The 15,481-nt window shown below is 45.8% G+C and carries 15 protein-coding genes and 1 other annotated feature; of the genes, 4 read left to right on the top strand and 11 right to left on the bottom strand.

Annotated elements, in window-relative coordinates:
- Positions 1 to 17: 17 nt before the first annotated feature.
- The 7 genes from trpA to BCU34_RS07945 all read right to left on the bottom strand — a co-directional run bounded on the left by trpA (position 18) and on the right by BCU34_RS07945 (position 7,124).
- Positions 18 to 824 carry a tryptophan synthase subunit alpha gene (trpA, locus tag BCU34_RS07975; RefSeq protein ID WP_076654685.1) on the bottom strand — a complete coding sequence of 269 codons (807 nt, stop codon included), beginning with the start codon at positions 822 to 824 and terminating at the stop codon, positions 18 to 20.
- Positions 824 to 2,014: a tryptophan synthase subunit beta gene (gene trpB, locus BCU34_RS07970; RefSeq protein ID WP_102432897.1), complete on the bottom strand. Its 1,191-nt coding sequence runs from the start codon at positions 2,012 to 2,014 to the stop codon at positions 824 to 826. The genes trpA and trpB overlap by 1 nt, the downstream gene beginning before the upstream one ends.
- 115 nt (positions 2,015 to 2,129) lie before the next feature.
- Positions 2,130 to 3,581, bottom strand: coding sequence for a bifunctional indole-3-glycerol-phosphate synthase TrpC/phosphoribosylanthranilate isomerase TrpF (gene trpCF / locus BCU34_RS07965; RefSeq protein WP_102480539.1), 1,452 nt, complete (start codon positions 3,579 to 3,581; stop codon positions 2,130 to 2,132).
- 25 nt (positions 3,582 to 3,606) lie between these two features.
- Positions 3,607 to 4,602 carry an anthranilate phosphoribosyltransferase gene (gene trpD, locus BCU34_RS07960; RefSeq protein WP_102480540.1) on the bottom strand — a complete coding sequence of 332 codons (996 nt, stop codon included), beginning with the start codon at positions 4,600 to 4,602 and terminating at the stop codon, positions 3,607 to 3,609.
- Positions 4,603 to 4,611: 9 nt separating this feature from the next.
- Positions 4,612 to 5,220, bottom strand: coding sequence for an aminodeoxychorismate/anthranilate synthase component II (locus BCU34_RS07955; protein ID WP_048659603.1), 609 nt, complete (start codon positions 5,218 to 5,220; stop codon positions 4,612 to 4,614).
- Between the two features lie 2 nt (positions 5,221 to 5,222).
- Complete coding sequence (locus BCU34_RS07950; protein ID WP_048659602.1) at positions 5,223 to 6,812, bottom strand: anthranilate synthase component 1; 1,590 nt, start codon at positions 6,810 to 6,812, stop codon at positions 5,223 to 5,225.
- Between the two features lie 125 nt (positions 6,813 to 6,937).
- Positions 6,938 to 7,052, bottom strand: a sequence feature (Trp leader region).
- Entirely contained in the window at positions 6,999 to 7,124 is a 126-nt protein-coding gene (locus tag BCU34_RS07945) for a trp operon leader peptide (RefSeq protein ID WP_009848753.1), read from the bottom strand. It overlaps the preceding feature by 54 nt.
- A gap of 120 nt (positions 7,125 to 7,244) precedes the next feature.
- Here BCU34_RS07945 and rnm point away from each other — a divergent pair, with 120 nt between their 5' ends.
- The 3 genes from rnm (at position 7,245) to rluB (ending at position 9,976) form a co-directional block, all read left to right on the top strand.
- Positions 7,245 to 8,099 (top strand): RNase RNM, encoded by an 855-nt coding sequence (gene rnm, locus BCU34_RS07940; RefSeq protein ID WP_017061496.1) that lies wholly within the window; start codon positions 7,245 to 7,247, stop codon positions 8,097 to 8,099.
- A gap of 62 nt (positions 8,100 to 8,161) precedes the next feature.
- Entirely contained in the window at positions 8,162 to 8,782 is a 621-nt protein-coding gene (locus tag BCU34_RS07935) for an L-threonylcarbamoyladenylate synthase (RefSeq protein ID WP_009848751.1), read from the top strand.
- A gap of 159 nt (positions 8,783 to 8,941) precedes the next feature.
- Positions 8,942 to 9,976: a 23S rRNA pseudouridine(2605) synthase RluB gene (rluB, locus tag BCU34_RS07930; RefSeq protein WP_017055112.1), complete on the top strand. Its 1,035-nt coding sequence runs from the start codon at positions 8,942 to 8,944 to the stop codon at positions 9,974 to 9,976.
- 210 nt (positions 9,977 to 10,186) lie between these two features.
- Here the strand turns inward: rluB and BCU34_RS07925 are convergent, their stop codons facing one another.
- The 3 genes from BCU34_RS07925 to yeiP form a co-directional block, all read right to left on the bottom strand.
- Positions 10,187 to 10,669, bottom strand: coding sequence for an RNA methyltransferase (locus tag BCU34_RS07925; protein WP_017629620.1), 483 nt, complete (start codon positions 10,667 to 10,669; stop codon positions 10,187 to 10,189).
- Between the two features lie 147 nt (positions 10,670 to 10,816).
- Entirely contained in the window at positions 10,817 to 11,146 is a 330-nt protein-coding gene (locus BCU34_RS07920; protein WP_004741258.1) for an HI1450 family dsDNA-mimic protein, read from the bottom strand.
- 10 nt (positions 11,147 to 11,156) lie between these two features.
- Positions 11,157 to 11,726 (bottom strand): elongation factor P-like protein YeiP, encoded by a 570-nt coding sequence (gene yeiP, locus BCU34_RS07915; protein WP_017055115.1) that lies wholly within the window; start codon positions 11,724 to 11,726, stop codon positions 11,157 to 11,159.
- Positions 11,727 to 11,863: 137 nt separating this feature from the next.
- Between yeiP and BCU34_RS07910 the strand changes: the two genes are divergently transcribed.
- A complete protein-coding gene (locus BCU34_RS07910; protein ID WP_102480541.1) occupies positions 11,864 to 12,631 on the top strand; it encodes a nucleotidyltransferase in 768 nt (255 codons plus the stop codon).
- Positions 12,632 to 12,716: 85 nt separating this feature from the next.
- Here BCU34_RS07910 and BCU34_RS07905 read toward each other — a convergent pair whose 3' ends face one another.
- Positions 12,717 to 15,080: a DNA polymerase II gene (locus BCU34_RS07905; protein ID WP_102480542.1), complete on the bottom strand. Its 2,364-nt coding sequence runs from the start codon at positions 15,078 to 15,080 to the stop codon at positions 12,717 to 12,719.
- Positions 15,081 to 15,481 lie beyond the last annotated feature (401 nt).

Below are 15,481 nucleotides of genomic sequence, written 5' to 3'. Positions count from 1 at the left end.
TTAGCGAATGCTAAAGATTACTTCTGTGTTGCAGCTTTCATTGGCGTTACAAACTCAGCCAATGCTTTAAGCATTGCTTCTGGCTGTTCAACGTTGTTCTCAATGATTTTTACAACCGCTGAGCCTGAGATAGCACCGGCAGCGCCAGCTTGAATCGCTTCTTTTACTTGCTCAGGAGCAGAGATACCGAAACCAAGCAGTGCTGGTGGCGCATCGAACTTGTTCAAACGATCAAGTAGAGCAGTTACTGGCATGTTTGCTTTAGTTTCTGCACCCGTTACGCCAGCACGAGAAAGTAGGTAAGTGTAACCACCACCAAGCTCAGATACTGACTGAAGCGTTTCATCGCTCGCTGTTGGTGGAGCAATAAAGATTGGGTGAACGCCAAACTTCTTCGCTGCAGCAACAAACTCATCACTTTCATTGGTTGGTACGTCTGCAATCAGTACCGAGTCGATACCCGCATTTGCACAACGCTCGTAGAAGTTCTCAATACCACGTGCGTAGACCAAGTTCGCGTACATCAGTAGGCCGATTGGTAGCTCTGGGTATTTCGCGCGGATTTGGCCAATAAGGTCAAAACATACATCAGGCGTTACTTTAGAATCTAACGCACGAATGTTCGCACCTTGGATTGTTGGGCCATCAGCCAGTGGATCAGAGAATGGGATACCAAGTTCAAGCGCATCAGCACCTGCTTCAACCAAAGTTTCCATGATCTTAAGAGACTGTTCAGGGTTAGGATCGCCAACCGTTACGAATGGTACAAATGCACCTTGATTCTTTTCAGCTAAGCGAGTGAATAGTGATTGATAGCGATCCATTATAATGCTCCTTTCTCTTTAAGGATGTCGTGTACAGAGAAAATGTCTTTGTCACCACGGCCAGACAAGTTAACAACTAATAGTTGCTCTTTTTCTGGTTCGTCATGAGCCATTTTGATTGCATGAGCTAAAGCATGAGATGACTCTAGCGCTGCAAGGATACCTTCGTTACGTGCGATAGATTGGAACGCTTCTAGCGCTTCGTCATCGGTTACGTTTTCGTATTCAGCACGGCCAATTGCGTTCAGGTGAGCGTGTTGAGGACCAACTGATGGGAAATCTAGACCCGCAGATACAGAGTAAGACTCTTCTACTTGGCCGTTCTCATCTTGCATCAGTGGTGCTTTCATACCAAAGAAGATACCGGTTTTACCGTGCTTAAGCGGCGCGCCGTGTTGGTCGGTATCAATACCTTTACCAGCAGGCTCTACACCTATTAGGCGTACAGATTCTTCTTCAATGAAATCCGCGAACATACCGATAGCGTTAGAACCACCGCCGACACAAGCAATAACTGCATCAGGAAGGCGACCTTCACGAGCTAGAATTTGGTTCTTCGTTTCTTCACCAATCATGCGCTGGAAATCACGAACAATCGTTGGGAATGGGTGAGGACCCGCTGCAGTACCCAGTAGGTAGTGCGCGTCTTCATAAGTTGCAGACCAGTCACGTAGAGCTTCGTTACACGCATCTTTTAGCGTAGAAGAACCAGAATGAACAGGGATAACCTCTGCGCCCATTAGCTTCATACGGAACACGTTCGGGCTTTGACGTTCAACGTCTTTAGCACCCATGTAAACGCGACACTTAAGCCCCAATAGAGCACATGCTAGCGCCGTCGCAACACCGTGTTGACCAGCGCCAGTTTCAGCGATGATTTCTTGTTTACCCATACGTTTGGCAAGAAGCGCTTGACCCAGTACTTGGTTGGTTTTGTGTGCGCCACCGTGAAGTAGGTCTTCACGCTTAAGGTACAGTTTGGTTTTTGTACCTTTAGTTAGGTTGCGAGTTAGCGTTAGTGCCGTTGGACGACCCGCGTACTCTTGAAGAAGCGTCATAAATTCACTACGGAACTCAGGGTCGGCTTGTGCATCGATAAATGCTTGTTCAAGTTGGTCTAGTGCTGGCACTAGGATCTGCGGTACGTATTGACCACCGTATTCACCGAAGTAGGCATCGAGTTTAGCCATTATCTTATTCCTTCAATTCTATTGGCGTGTCTTCACACCAAGTCGTTTAGTCTTGTTTGAGCCTCGCTCAGGCAAAGCTCACAAATATGTTTTAGTTTCTGCGTTTAAAGCCAGACTAGTAATTACGAATCGCTGCAAAAGCACGTTGCAGTTTGTCTGCGTCTTTTTTACCAGGAGCGGATTCAACACCAGAGTTTAGGTCTAATCCTAAGCAGCCCAACTTAGCGGCTTGGTTAGCATTTTCTGGGTTTAGACCACCAGCCAACATGATTGCGCTTTGGTTGTTGATCAGGCTCCAATCGAACGCTTGGCCTGTACCACCCGTTTGCGAACCCACTTTAGTATCTAGCAGGTGACGAGTCACGTTGCTTTCCAGTAATTCTGGTAACGCGCTCCCAGCGCCGTTTTCAGCACCCGAAGCCACACCGTAAGCTTTCCAAATCTCAACGCCTTCAGGCAGTGATTGTTTTAGCTCATCGACATACGCTTGAGACTCATCACCGTGCAGTTGTACAGCAAACAAACCGAGCTCAGAAACCGTGTTAGCCACATCTGCCACGCTGTGGTTTTGGAACACACCCACGTAGTTCAGCGGTGCACCGCTCATCGTCAAACGAGCCGCTTCGATATCCAAATGACGCTTAGACGCTTCAACGAAAATCAGACCACCGAATACCGCACCCGCTTGATACGCTTTGGCAGCATCGTCAGAGTGAGTTAAACCACACACCTTGTTTTCGCCCAGCGTTACTTTACGAACGGCCAGTTCAAGGTTCTTTTCAGCCATAAGAGAGCTGCCGATTAGGAAGCCATCTGCAAATGTTGAAAGGTCACGCACTTGTTGGTGGGTGTAGATACCAGACTCTGAAATCACGATGGCGTTTGGAGCCAGCTCGCGAATCAGTGGAGCCAACTCTTTGGTACGGTTCAAATCCGTCGACAGGTCACGTAGGTTACGGTTGTTAATGCCGATCACCTTAGCGTTTAGAGCCACAGCGCGGTGAAGCTCTTCTTCATTGCTGACTTCAGTAAGCACACCCATGTTGAGTGAGTGAGCAACCTCAGCAAGTGCTTTGTACTCTTCATCATCTAATACCGATAGCATCAACAAGATAGCATCAGCTGAATAGTGACGAGCTAAGTAAACTTGGTAGGTATCAACTATGAAGTCTTTACACAGGATTGGTTGCTTAGCAATGCTGCGAACCTTAGGTAAAAACTCAAAGTCACCTTGGAAGTATTTCTCGTCGGTCAGAACTGAAATCGCATTAGCGTGGTTGTTGTAAACCGATGCAATGTAGTCCAGGTCAAACTCGTCACGGATCAAACCTTTTGACGGAGAGGCTTTCTTACATTCAGTAATGAAAACCGTCTGTTCGCCGCTCAGTGCATCATAAAAGCTGCGGTCTGTTGCGGTTAACGCTGCTTTAAACTCGTCCAATGGTTGAGTTTGCTTACGCGCTTCAACCCATTGGTATTTATCACGAACGATTTTTGCTAGTACTTCCGCCATTTCAGCTTCTTTGACTGAAACGTGGGTCGACAGTTTATCGGTAGTCTGTGTCATGTTCTTTGTCTCAACTCGTCGTTCGTTAGGCGTGCGCAGCAAGCTTTTGTACAAGCTCGTATGCTTTGCCAGAGTTCATCGCATCAATGGCTTGTTGCGCGTTGGCTTTTAGGTCTTCGTGACCAAATAGACGCATCAATAGAGCAACGTTCACCGCTACTGCGCCAACTTGGGCTTCAGTGCCTTTACCCGTCAGGATATCGGTTGTGATGGCTTTGTTCTCTTCTGGCTCGCCGCCCTTGATAGCTTCAAGAGGGTGAGTGTTCAAACCAAAGTCAGCTGGAGTCACTGTGTACTCGTGAATCTCGCCATCTTTAATTTCAACAACGATGGTCTCGCCATGAATCGCCACTTCATCTAGGCCGCTACCGTGAACAACCGCTGCACGCTTCATGCCCATTTGCAGCATGGTTTCAGCGATAGGGCGCACCAGCTCTTTACTGTAAACACCCATTAGCTCGATGTTAGGGCGAGCAGGGTTAATCAGTGGACCAAGGATGTTGAAGATAGTGCGTGTTTTCATTGTTTGACGAACCGGCATCGCGTGACGTACACCGACGTGATACTGCGGAGCAAATAGGAATGCTACGCCAAGTTCATCAACAGCCGTACGTGTGTCCTCTGCTGTCATCGCTAGGTTGATACCGAATGAATCCAGTAGGTCAGAAGAACCCGATTTGCTCGATACACTGCGGTTACCGTGTTTCGCGACTTTTAAGCCACACGCTGCGGCAACGAACGCAGAAGTCGTTGAGATATTAATGGTGTTGTGACCGTCGCCACCTGTACCTACGATGTCTGCGAAATCGTAATCAGGGCGAGGGAACGGGTTTGCATTCGCAAGCAGTGCTTTCGCCGCACCAGCGATCTCATCGGGCGTTTCGCCTTTGATTTTTAGTGCAGTCAGCGCAGAAGCCATCAAGATTGGGTCAAGTTCACCCTTGATGATCACATCAAACAATTGTTGGCTTTCTTCTTGAGTAAGAGACTGCTGTTCGTAAAGTTTATTAATCTGTTCCATGATCGTTTCCTATTTTCCAGTCTTTTCGAGACGAAGAGGTTTCTCAAGAGCCCATTCGATAGCGTTCGCAAGAAGCGTTGCACCGTAGGTCGTCATGATTGATTCAGGGTGGAATTGGAATCCACAAACCTTGTCTTGTTCTTGAACCACAGACATCACCAAGTCATCAACTTCAGCTGTCACGGTTAGGCTGTCAGATACATGCGTTGCTACCAAAGAGTGGTAGCGAGCGATAGCCAGTGGAGAAGGTAAGCCTTGGTAAGTCGCATGATTTTGGTGTTCCATCAGCGACACCTTACCATGAATGATTTCGCCAGCGCCTGCAACGGTGCCGCCGTAGGCTTCAACAATCGCTTGGTGGCCTAAGCAAATACCAATCATTGGTACTTTACCTTTTAGCAGCTGAATCAGCTCTGGCATGCAGCCCGCATCAGCTGGAGCGCCGGGGCCTGGTGAAAGCAGTGCAACCGGGTTGTCTAGTTCGTTGATCGCCGCTTCAACAACCTTTGCCGGAATGTTGTTACGGTAAATCTTTACGTTGTGACCTAATGAACGAAACTGGTCTACCAGGTTGTAAGTGAACGAGTCGAAGTTATCGATGAATACAATATCAGCCATGATTACGACTCCTTCTTGTTAGAAATGGTTTTAGTATGTGCAGCTTGAATCGCTGAGATGACTGCTTGTGCTTTGCCGCGAGTTTCATCGGCTTCTGCTTGTGGGTCTGAGTCGAACACCACACCAGCGCCAGCTTGTACTTGTGCCACGCCATCTTCAACGTAAGCAGAGCGAATTACGATACAAGTATCCAGAGTTCCTTCACCGGTTAGATAACCGACTGCACCGCCATAGCTACCACGACGTGTTTTTTCTACGTCACGAATAAGCTGCATTGCGCGGATTTTTGGTGCGCCCGTTAGTGTGCCCATGTTCATACAAGCTTGGTAAGCGTGCAGTGCGTCTAAGTCTTCACGTAGTTGACCAACCACACGAGAAACTAAGTGCATCACATGGCTGTAGCGATCAACCTTCAGCAAGTCTGCCACGTGGCGTGTGCCTGCTTCTGCAATACGTGCAACATCGTTACGCGCTAGGTCTACTAGCATCATGTGCTCGGCGTTTTCTTTCTTGTCGGTACGCAATTCAAGTTCGATACGGCTGTCTAGGTCGAAATCGATTTGGCCATTTGGGCGCTTACCACGACGGCGAGTACCAGCAATTGGGTAGATCTCGATTTGGTTGGTTTCGGTCTCGTACTTAAGCGCACTTTCTGGAGATGCACCAAACAGAGTAAATAGCTCGTCTTGCATGTAGAACATGTAAGGGCTTGGGTTACTTTGTTTCAGTTCTTTATAAGCTGCCAATGGAGCAGGGCAAGGTAGAGTAAAGCGGCGTGAAGGTACCACTTGGAACACATCGCCTTTAACTACGTATTCTTTTAAATCACGAACCGTTTGGCAGAAGTCTTCATCTGAAACGCTTGGTACCGCTTCAACATTGTCTAGCGGCGTTACTTCTGTGATGGCTTTTAGTGACTGACACTGAGTTTGAATATCGGCTAAGCGCTCAGTTAATTGCGCTTTGATGCTTTCATCTTGAGCGAACAAGCTCGCATGAAGTAGGCCTTCGTTCTCTTGGTGGTCGAAACGCAACAGTGTTTCCGCAACGTAGAATACAAAGTCAGGACAATTGTTGGTTGCTTCAGCATCACCGAGTGGTTCAAAGTTTGCCACGATGTCGTAAGCGAATAAGCCCGCCATGAATAACGCGTGTTTATTATCCGCGTCTTGCTCAAAGCTGTGCTGAACTAAACGCAGTGCGTCGAATGAAGAGGCTTCTCTTAAACGTGAGTCTTCATCTAATTCATTGCTTGGCTCGACAAAAGTCAGCGTCAAAACGTTATCAGTCAGGTCAGATTTAATTTCTGCTTTAACGTTTTGAGTAAGGTGTTCAATTAGCGCTTGACCGTTTTCAGTCAATGCTTGAAAGGTTACTTCATGTCCGCGACATACGATGCGAACAGCAGAGTCGATAAGGAGTAGGCTTGTCAGGTTCTGTTTAGATTCAATCTCAGCCGATTCCAACAGCAAACTGTCTGTTTTGTTTTCACACAGAGTATGGAAAACGCTGGTTGGATCTTGCGAGTAAGGAACTGATGAATTGATGACCTCAATGGTTCCCAGCTTTTTGATTTCAATGGCCTTGTTCACAAGACCTCCTTTATGATTCTTTAAATTTCCTGCCGTACATAGTCGCATAAAGATACCTTTCACCCAATCTAGAATATGGTCAATTCGATGATTTGTTAGTCAGTTGAATGTGAGATGTTCGACAAATTAAAAAGCCCGCTATGAAAGCGGGCTTAGTGATAACTTTTTTATAAACAAACTGTTTAACTAGAAGTACACGTTAGCCCACCAAGAACTTGTCCAAGTGCGCCACCAATTAAGCTCTGAACTTGCTTCTACTGAAGAAAGTTCTAAAACTTTATCTTTATGGTTTTGGTTAAATTCTTGTAACATGGTGAACCTATCAAATGTGATACTTCGTATTTGTGTACTAGTTAACTAGTTTTCTGCTTGCGGGTCAAGTGTGTTGACACAAATATAACGATAAAAATTGAAAACAATGAAAAAGAATATATGAGAATTGATCTACATAGTCATACAACAGCCTCAGATGGCCGACTTACTCCACCTGAGCTAATTGACCGAGCGCTTGGCTTTAACATCGAAGCGCTAGCGATTACAGATCATGATACGACTGATGGGCTTGCTGAAGCACGCAGCTATATTGCTGATAACAACCTTCCGATTCAGTTGATCAACGGCATTGAGATTTCGACTGTTTGGCAAAACAAAGATATCCATATTGTTGGGTTAAACGTTGATCCTGAGTCACCAGAACTCAAAGCGCTCATTGAACAACAGAAGCAACACCGTATTGGGCGTGCTGAGATGATCGCTCACCGTCTTGAGAAAGCGACTCGTGAAGGGGTGTTAGAAGAAGTTAAATTGATTGCTGGCGATGCACCAATCACTCGCGCTCACTTTGCTAAGTGGCTAGTCGACAATGGCTATGCGAAAACTATGCAGCAGGTGTTTAAAAAGTTTCTTACTCGTAATAACCCAGGTTATGTGCCGCCAACTTGGTGTTCAATGAGTGATGCTGTCACGGCTATTCATGCCGCTGGTGGTCAAGCTGTACTTGCTCACCCCGGGCGATATGGCCTTACAGCCAAGTGGGTTAAGCGCCTGCTAGCTGCATTTGTTGAAGCGAAAGGGGATGCGATGGAAGTCGCTCAACCTCAGCAAGCGCAACAAGAAAGACGCACACTCGCGGATTATGCTATACAATACAAACTATTAGCCTCCCAAGGCAGTGATTTCCATTACCCATCTCCGTGGATGGAACTTGGACGTAATCTCTGGCTACCTTCTGGGGTCGAAGAAGTATGGAAAGATTGGGAGTTTCAAACGGTTTCACCATCTGAATAGTCTTTAGGTGAACCAGCTCCTTCTGATGATAGAGTCGAGAGATTCGATAACGAGGATCAATAATGAGCCAGTTTTTTTATGTACACCCAGATAACCCACAAGCACGCTTAATTACTCAAGCGGTTGCGATTATTCGCAATGGCGGTGTTGTGGTTTATCCAACAGATTCCGGTTATGCGCTGGGCTGTCAGCTTGAAAACAAACAAGCACTTGAACGTATCTGTAAAATTCGTCGCATCGATGACAAGCATAATTTCACGTTGTTATGCCGTGATCTTTCTGAATTATCACTGTATGCACGAGTTGATAACGTGGCTTTCCGTCTGCTGAAAGCACACACGCCAGGTGCTTACACGTTTATCTTTAAAGCAACCAAAGAAGTGCCAAAGCGTTTGATGAACGCCAAGCGTAAAACGATTGGTATTCGTGTCCCAGACAACAAGATTGCACTCGACCTGTTGGAAGCGATGGGCGAACCACTGATGTCGACGTCTCTGATTCTTCCGGGTAACGAGACGACTGAGTCGGATCCAGAAGAAATTCGTGACAGCCTAGAGCATGCAGTTGACGTCATTTTGAATGGCGGTTACTTAGGTGAGCAACCGACGACGGTTATTGACTTCAGTGACGATGATGCCGTAGTTCTGCGTCGTGGTGCGGGCGATCCTGCGCCGTTTGAATAATCGCTTTACTGATTAACAGTCTGTAACGATACAGCAAACCTGCCACAGTAAATAACAAGTGCTTTTTGGCAGGTTATTTGCGATAATACGCGACCGCGATTTGGTCGCGAAAAATTCATTCGACGTCTGTGAAGACGACAATTAGGTAGAAAAGAGTAAATGAGCGAAAAATTACAGAAGGTTTTAGCGCGAGCTGGTCACGGTTCTCGTCGTGAACTAGAAGGTTTAATCAAATCTGGTCGTGTAAGTGTTAACGGTCAAGTTGCGAAACTGGGTGAGCGTCTTGAAGACGAGAACTCAGTGATCCGTATCGATGGCCATACTGTTTCAGGCAAGGCTTCTGAAGAAGTGGTTTGTCGTGTACTTGCTTACTACAAACCTGAAGGTGAGCTTTGTACTCGTCACGATCCTGAAGGCCGCCGCACTGTTTTCGATCGTCTACCTAAGATCCGTGGTTCTCGTTGGATTTCAGTTGGTCGTCTTGATGCAAACACATCGGGTCTTTTGCTTTTCACTACTGATGGTGAGCTTGCAAACCGTCTAATGCACCCAAGCCGTCAGGTTGAGCGTGAGTACCTAGTACGTGTATTCGGTGAAGTGACTGAGCAAAAAGTTAAAAACGTTACTCGTGGCGTACAACTAGAAGACGGCATGGCTCGTTTTGAAGATGTGGTTTACGCTGGTGGTGAAGGTATGAACCATACTTTCTACGTAGCGATTAACGAAGGTCGTAACCGTGAGGTTCGTCGTCTTTGGGAATCTCAAGAAACAACAGTAAGCCGCCTGAAACGTGTACGTTACGGTGATATCTACCTTGATAAGAAACTGCCTCGTGGTGGTTGGAAAGAGCTAGATCTTCAAGAAGTTAACTACTTGCGTGAACTTGTTGAGCTTAAGCCAGAGAAAGAGACTTTGTTGGATCTTGATCCTTCAAACACTTCTCGTAAGCGTGAGCGTTCTCGTAGCCAAAAAATTCGTCGTGCTGTTAAGCGTCACGAAGAGCGTGCTAACGCACCAAAAGGCCGCAGTAACCAAACTAAACGCAAGAAGCCTGCAACTCGCGGTACAACAACACCTGATTCAGGTCGTAGCGCTCCAGCTGCAAACAAAGGCAAACCTCAGGCTAACAAAAGTAAGCCTAAACTGAACAACGGTCGTCCGGCTAAACCAGCTAAGCCAAGAACACGTCAGTAATTACGTAAGTTCTTACGCGTAAGCTTCATTAGCTGAAAGCACTGAATACTAAAAAACCTGCTCATTGAGCAGGTTTTTTTACGTCTGAAGCAATAGAAGATGAGGGATGTTAGTAATTGAGTGGCGAAAACATACTGCTATAATCGACAGTAAGTGTGCTCTCGCATCTCTTACCTCGTTTACGCACATCTACAAATCTTTTCGAATCTTTTACTTATGATTCGAGAAGTTATCGCCTTTCGCCAGTCGGTCGTAAAGCACAACATTCACTGATGCTGCTAGATTCATACAGCCATTAGTCGGAACATAGATAGTTTCACGACAGAAGTCCGTGATCTCTTTCTTTAGCGTGCCGTCTTCAGGGCCAAAAATGTAAAACGCGCGTGGTGGGTGCTTGTAATCAGGTAGCGGCTTAGCACCTTCAATCAGATCAACAGCTACAGGTACGCAGCCTACAGGAATAATGTCTTTCAGATCTTCAACACCAATTAGAGGCAACGCTAGGTGCTTCTCTTTGGTGTCGGTATGGAATTTTCGCGCGTGGTCGTAGCGTGTGCCCGTGTAAAACACAGAGTTGGCGCCATAGCAGCCAGCCGCTCGCATTACAGAGCCTACGTTTTCCGGCGTCTTTGGGTTAACTAGGCCAATGCAGGCATAGCCTTTCGATTGTGTGTCCGTTTTTGCTTTGGTCATAATCAGTGAATCTAACGTTGATGATGAAAGTAGGTAGTCATGATGAGAAACAGCGTGATAAAAATAGCCGAGCAATGGGCTCGGCTAACTTTTAACTCGCGTACATGAATACTTGTTTACTCATGCAGATGAGTGTCAATAGCGGTACTAGTCGCGCTTCCACAGCATGTGACAGAACTTATGCTCTGGATCACGGCTGATTAGCATGCGAGCAAATACGTCGTCTAGAACGTCATCAGCTTCATTCACAAGACCAATGCGCACTTCAGCGTAGATCTCTTTGTCGACTTCAAAGCCAACATGTTCAACCCAATCATCGCCAGTTTCAACAAGCTCTGCTGCGCCACGATCTTCAAACTGAGCTGTGAAAAGAATCACGTCTGCAGGTTCTAGGTTGTCAGGTGCCATCTCTAGGAAGATGTCGTATGCAGTGTCAATTGCGTCGTCATAAGACATTAGGTCGTTAGCTTCGGTCATAATAAGTATCTTAGCTTGCGCGGTTCATGTATTTACGTTCAGCAGTGTTTACTACTACTTTGTCGCCAGTCGCGATGTATTCAGGTACTTGAATAGTAAGACCTGTAGAAAGACGAGCAGGCTTAGTACGAGCAGACGCTGATGCACCTTTGATTGAAGGATCAGTCTCTTCGATAACTAGCTCAACAGATGTTGGTAGCTCAAGCGTTGCAGCGTTGCCGTCGATAAGGATCGCGTACATGCCTTGAGTTTCTTCGTTGATGAACAGCAGTTCGTCTTCGATAGTCTCACCGTTGAAGATGAATTGTGTGTAATCTTCGTTGTCCATGAAGATATACTCGTTGCCATCAACGTAAGAGAACATTACTGCACGCTTAGTTACGTCAATAGTTTCAACAATTTCGTCAGCCTTGTGGCGAACTTCAGTTTTAACGCCAGTTGCTACATCGTTACCACGGAAGCGGTAAATCTTTTGGCCGCCACGGCCGCCTGGTGTTGTTACTTCGATATCTTTAACGATCACTGTTTTGCTTTCTACTGTGATAGCAAAACCTTTTTTAATTTCACTTGCTCTAGGCATTTTGTGTTTGTCCTTAGTGGGTCTATCCGCTGATTATATCTCGGAGATGCTATAAATAGGAATAGCTTGAATCATAAAGTCACCTAGGCGATCATAGAGTTACTGTTAAATCATGATTTTATTTACCGAAACGACCTATGCAGCTACCTGTTATTGACCCAACACAGCCTTTTCAACCTGAATTCCAACCTGTGGTTAACGATCTGATTACCTTCTTAAAAGGTGGATTAGGTTCTAATCTACACAGTGTCTATATTTATGGCAGTGTTGCTCGCAAGCAAGCCGTCGTCGGTCGCTCAAATCTTGATGTGGTTGTGGTGACACACCGCCCGTTTCCTGACCAGCGAACCACGCTGTTGAATACCATTAAATGGCGCTTCCAAAAAAGCTTCCCACAGGTGACTCAAGTGGCGATTAAAACCACCTTGGTGAGCGAGATAGTCGATTTCGACAACATCTTCACCTGGGGCTTTATGCTCAAGCATTTGGCCGTGTGTGTGCATGGTGAGGACTTGTCAGATTGCTATGGTGATTTTGAAACGAGTTGGGAAATTGCCAAGCATTGGAATATGGATGCGGAAAACTGGTTAGCGGTGTATCGCAACAAGATTGCCCGAACTACAACGCCAGAACAACAAGTGGCCGCACAAGTGATCATTGCCAAGAAGCTTCTGCGAGCGAGTTACTCTTTGGTGATGTATCGCGATAAGTATTGGTTCGATGATCCTGTAGAATGTGGTCAACAGTTCTTGAAGTATCACCCAGATAGAGAAGTCGAAATTCAAAGGTTGGGTATTTTACTCTCAGGTAGACCGATCCCTAAACGTTCGGTGATCGGTATTCTTGATGGCTTTGGTGAGTGGTTAGTTAAGCAATATCAGAAAACCGAGTTTAGAATCGGATAGAGCTTCTTAATCTATCGATATAAAAAAGCAGAGCGAATTGAACATTCCTCTGCTTTTTTGTTTTGATGAAACCTCGACAATAATCTTAGAATAAACCTAATTGCTGTCCACTGACTCTCTCAAAATCTAACCCGATGAAGGGTAAGATAGCTTCAGCGACGGGTTTAATCTGTTTGTCGATGTAATGCTGATAATCAATACCACTCTTTAAATACTCTTTAGGCTCAGGGCCGCTCAGAGTAATCAAATATTCAATACGTCCTTTGTTTTGGTATTGAAGAGGGCGCCCTAACTGAGCATTGATTTCATCGGCCATACGAGCTGCACGAACCTGCGGCGGAATGTTCTTTTGGTATTCATGTAGCTTACGACGCAGACGCTTCTGGTAAACCAGTAAATCGTCATGTTTACCCGCTGAAGTCTCATCTACAAACTGTCTGACATAGTCGGTAGGGTCTTGGTCATGAAACACCATCTCATATAGGGTTTGTTGAAACTGCTGTGCTAGAGGTGTCCAATCGGTTCGAGCACTTTCAAGGCCTTTAAAGATGATCTTCTCTTTGTCGCCTTGAGTGATTAGGCCGGCATAACGTTTCTTTGAGCCGGTTTCTGAACCTCTAATGGTCGGCATTAGAAACTTGCGATAGTGAGTTTCGTATTCCAGTTCAAGTATTGAGGTTAAGTTGTGGGTCTCTTTTAAGTGATTCGTCCACCAATCGTTGATGTAAGCGACCAGTTCATTCCCTATCTCGTCTGCTTTTTGCTGGTCATAACTGCCGTTCAGAGACACGAAGGTTGAGTCGGTATCGCCGTAAATTACTTGATAGCCTTTGTCTTCGATCAGAACCTTAGTTTGCTTCATGATCTCATGTCCACGCATGGTAATCGAAGACGCTAACCGGGTGTCGAAGAAACGACAACCGGACGAACCTAACACACCATAGAATGAGTTCATGATGATCTTAATCGCCTGAGAGAACGCTTTCTCGTTGTTCTTCTTTGCCACGTCACGTGCAGCCCATAGGTTTTCGATCATCTCTGGCAGAAAGTGCATTGAACGGTGGAATTGACCACCTCTAAAGCCCTCGATCGCTTGGTTTTCGTCTGGGCCTAGTTCCAGCTTCAACCCTTCGATTAATCCCATAGGGTCAATCAGGAACGAGCGGATGATTGATGGGTATAGGCTCTTGAAGTCGAGCACCAAAACAGAGTCGTACAGGTTGGGAATTGAATCCATCACATAACCACCGGGGCTCGCAATCCAGTTCTCAGGCTCTAAGTTAGGTGCGACATAACCCGCTCTGTGTATCTGTGGTAGGTACAAATTAGTAAAAGCAGCAACAGAACCGCCAACACGATCAAGCTCGACACCAGTCAGTCGCGAACGCTCAATCGCAAAATCGAGTAGGTGGGTATGTTCGAAGATTCGGTTTACCAACACACAGTCTTGAAGGTTGTACTTAGCTAATGAAGGCTTATCGAACTTAAACATCCGGTTAATCTCATCCATGCGGTCATGAACGTTGTGGATGTCTTTACCTTCTCCTAGTAGCTCTTGCGATACCGACTCCAGTGACCAAGACCGGAAGTGGTAGGTTGCCGTTTTAAGCATATCGATACCATCCAAGACAACGCGCCCAGGGATAGTGATAAAACCCTGCTGATTCTGTGCAGAGCTACGGAAAAAGCTCGGTTGATTGTCTCTGCCGATATTTAGCTTCACTTCGTTCCATTCTGAACGTTTGTGCAGCAGCCTAAAGTCGAAGTCGATAACATTCCAACCAATGATGATGTCAGGGTCAAATTCAGAGAACCACATAATCATGGCTTCAAGAAGAGCTTTTTCGTTGGCAACCCACTGGATATTAGTGCCGGCTTCTTGAGGGGCGCCGACCATGATCACTCGGCTATCCATTGGGCTGTCTAGACCAATCGAATAAAGCACGCCTTTTTCTGAACATTCAATATCAAGCGAGACGACAGATAGATTAGGTAAGTAGTCGCCCGCTCGGCATTTCGCATTTGATACTTTGCGATGCTGGTTCTTTTGTACCGCGGTACCCGTGAACTCAATACTTCCTTTGATAAAGCGTTCCATTAAGAATCGATCGGCGAGTCGAATATCGCTTTCAAAGGTTTGGATGTCTTCGCTGTGAAAGGCTTGCGCTAAACCAAAGCTACTTCTCGACAGCGAGGTGTAACACGCGGCGAGAGGTGTTTGCTCGAATGTGGCTAGTTCTAGAGGCTTAAATTGGCAATCAATCGACTCTTTCGCTGCGATTGTCTGACATGCTTCTAAATCAGATTGAGCGACAAAAAATACAGGTTTTTCATTTGGAATGGTCAGCAGAGTAGGGCCTTGAGGGGTGCTTAACCACAAGTCGATTTGCGTGCGCCCTGAAAAATCTCTCGCTTGTCTTGTAAGTACAAAGCCTTGCTGAATATCCAATGTAGTAACCTATTGAAATTGGGAATCGAATACTACCACTTAGCGACCCTTAGCGCACAACAGGCAGCAAAAATACTAACTAAATTCTAGTTAACAGAGGCAAATAACGGGACTCTATAAGCAAATAAGTGAAATTGTCGCGAATGGTTATTCAATGGTATTGAAAATATCTTTATCTTGTGTAATTTTATTGGGTGTTGTTTTAACTGGTTGATTTTTAGAAAAAGCTTGTTGTTTTAGTTAGCTTATTTGTTAATAAGTACTTGCTAAAGTTCGTGTTTCAGCACATATTCAACAGAGCTTTTTTTTAGTAATTAAGTTAAGATGTACTCAATGCTGCGATCCACTGTTCCTTTGTTCAATTGTTTCAAACAGATGAAACGACACAGTGGTTGCAGAGC

The organism is Vibrio sp. 10N.286.45.E10 (assembly GCF_002874195.2).
GTDB lineage: Bacteria > Pseudomonadota > Gammaproteobacteria > Enterobacterales > Vibrionaceae > Vibrio > Vibrio crassostreae.
This window is presented reverse-complemented; position numbering and strand designations above follow the sequence as displayed.

Coding starts and splice junctions, on each gene's coding strand:
- trpA (WP_076654685.1), bottom strand. CDS start 824: ATGGATCGCTATCAATCACTATTCACTCGCTTAGCTGAAAAGAATCAA.
- trpB (WP_102432897.1), bottom strand. CDS start 2,014: ATGGCTAAACTCGATGCCTACTTCGGTGAATACGGTGGTCAATACGTA.
- trpCF (WP_102480539.1), bottom strand. CDS start 3,581: ATGACACAGACTACCGATAAACTGTCGACCCACGTTTCAGTCAAAGAA.
- trpD (WP_102480540.1), bottom strand. CDS start 4,602: ATGGAACAGATTAATAAACTTTACGAACAGCAGTCTCTTACTCAAGAA.
- BCU34_RS07955 (WP_048659603.1), bottom strand. CDS start 5,220: ATGGCTGATATTGTATTCATCGATAACTTCGACTCGTTCACTTACAAC.
- BCU34_RS07945 (WP_009848753.1), bottom strand. CDS start 7,124: ATGTTACAAGAATTTAACCAAAACCATAAAGATAAAGTTTTAGAACTT.
- rnm (WP_017061496.1), top strand. CDS start 7,245: ATGAGAATTGATCTACATAGTCATACAACAGCCTCAGATGGCCGACTT.
- BCU34_RS07935 (WP_009848751.1), top strand. CDS start 8,162: ATGAGCCAGTTTTTTTATGTACACCCAGATAACCCACAAGCACGCTTA.
- rluB (WP_017055112.1), top strand. CDS start 8,942: ATGAGCGAAAAATTACAGAAGGTTTTAGCGCGAGCTGGTCACGGTTCT.
- BCU34_RS07925 (WP_017629620.1), bottom strand. CDS start 10,669: ATGACCAAAGCAAAAACGGACACACAATCGAAAGGCTATGCCTGCATT.
- BCU34_RS07920 (WP_004741258.1), bottom strand. CDS start 11,146: ATGACCGAAGCTAACGACCTAATGTCTTATGACGACGCAATTGACACT.
- yeiP (WP_017055115.1), bottom strand. CDS start 11,726: ATGCCTAGAGCAAGTGAAATTAAAAAAGGTTTTGCTATCACAGTAGAA.
- BCU34_RS07910 (WP_102480541.1), top strand. CDS start 11,864: ATGCAGCTACCTGTTATTGACCCAACACAGCCTTTTCAACCTGAATTC.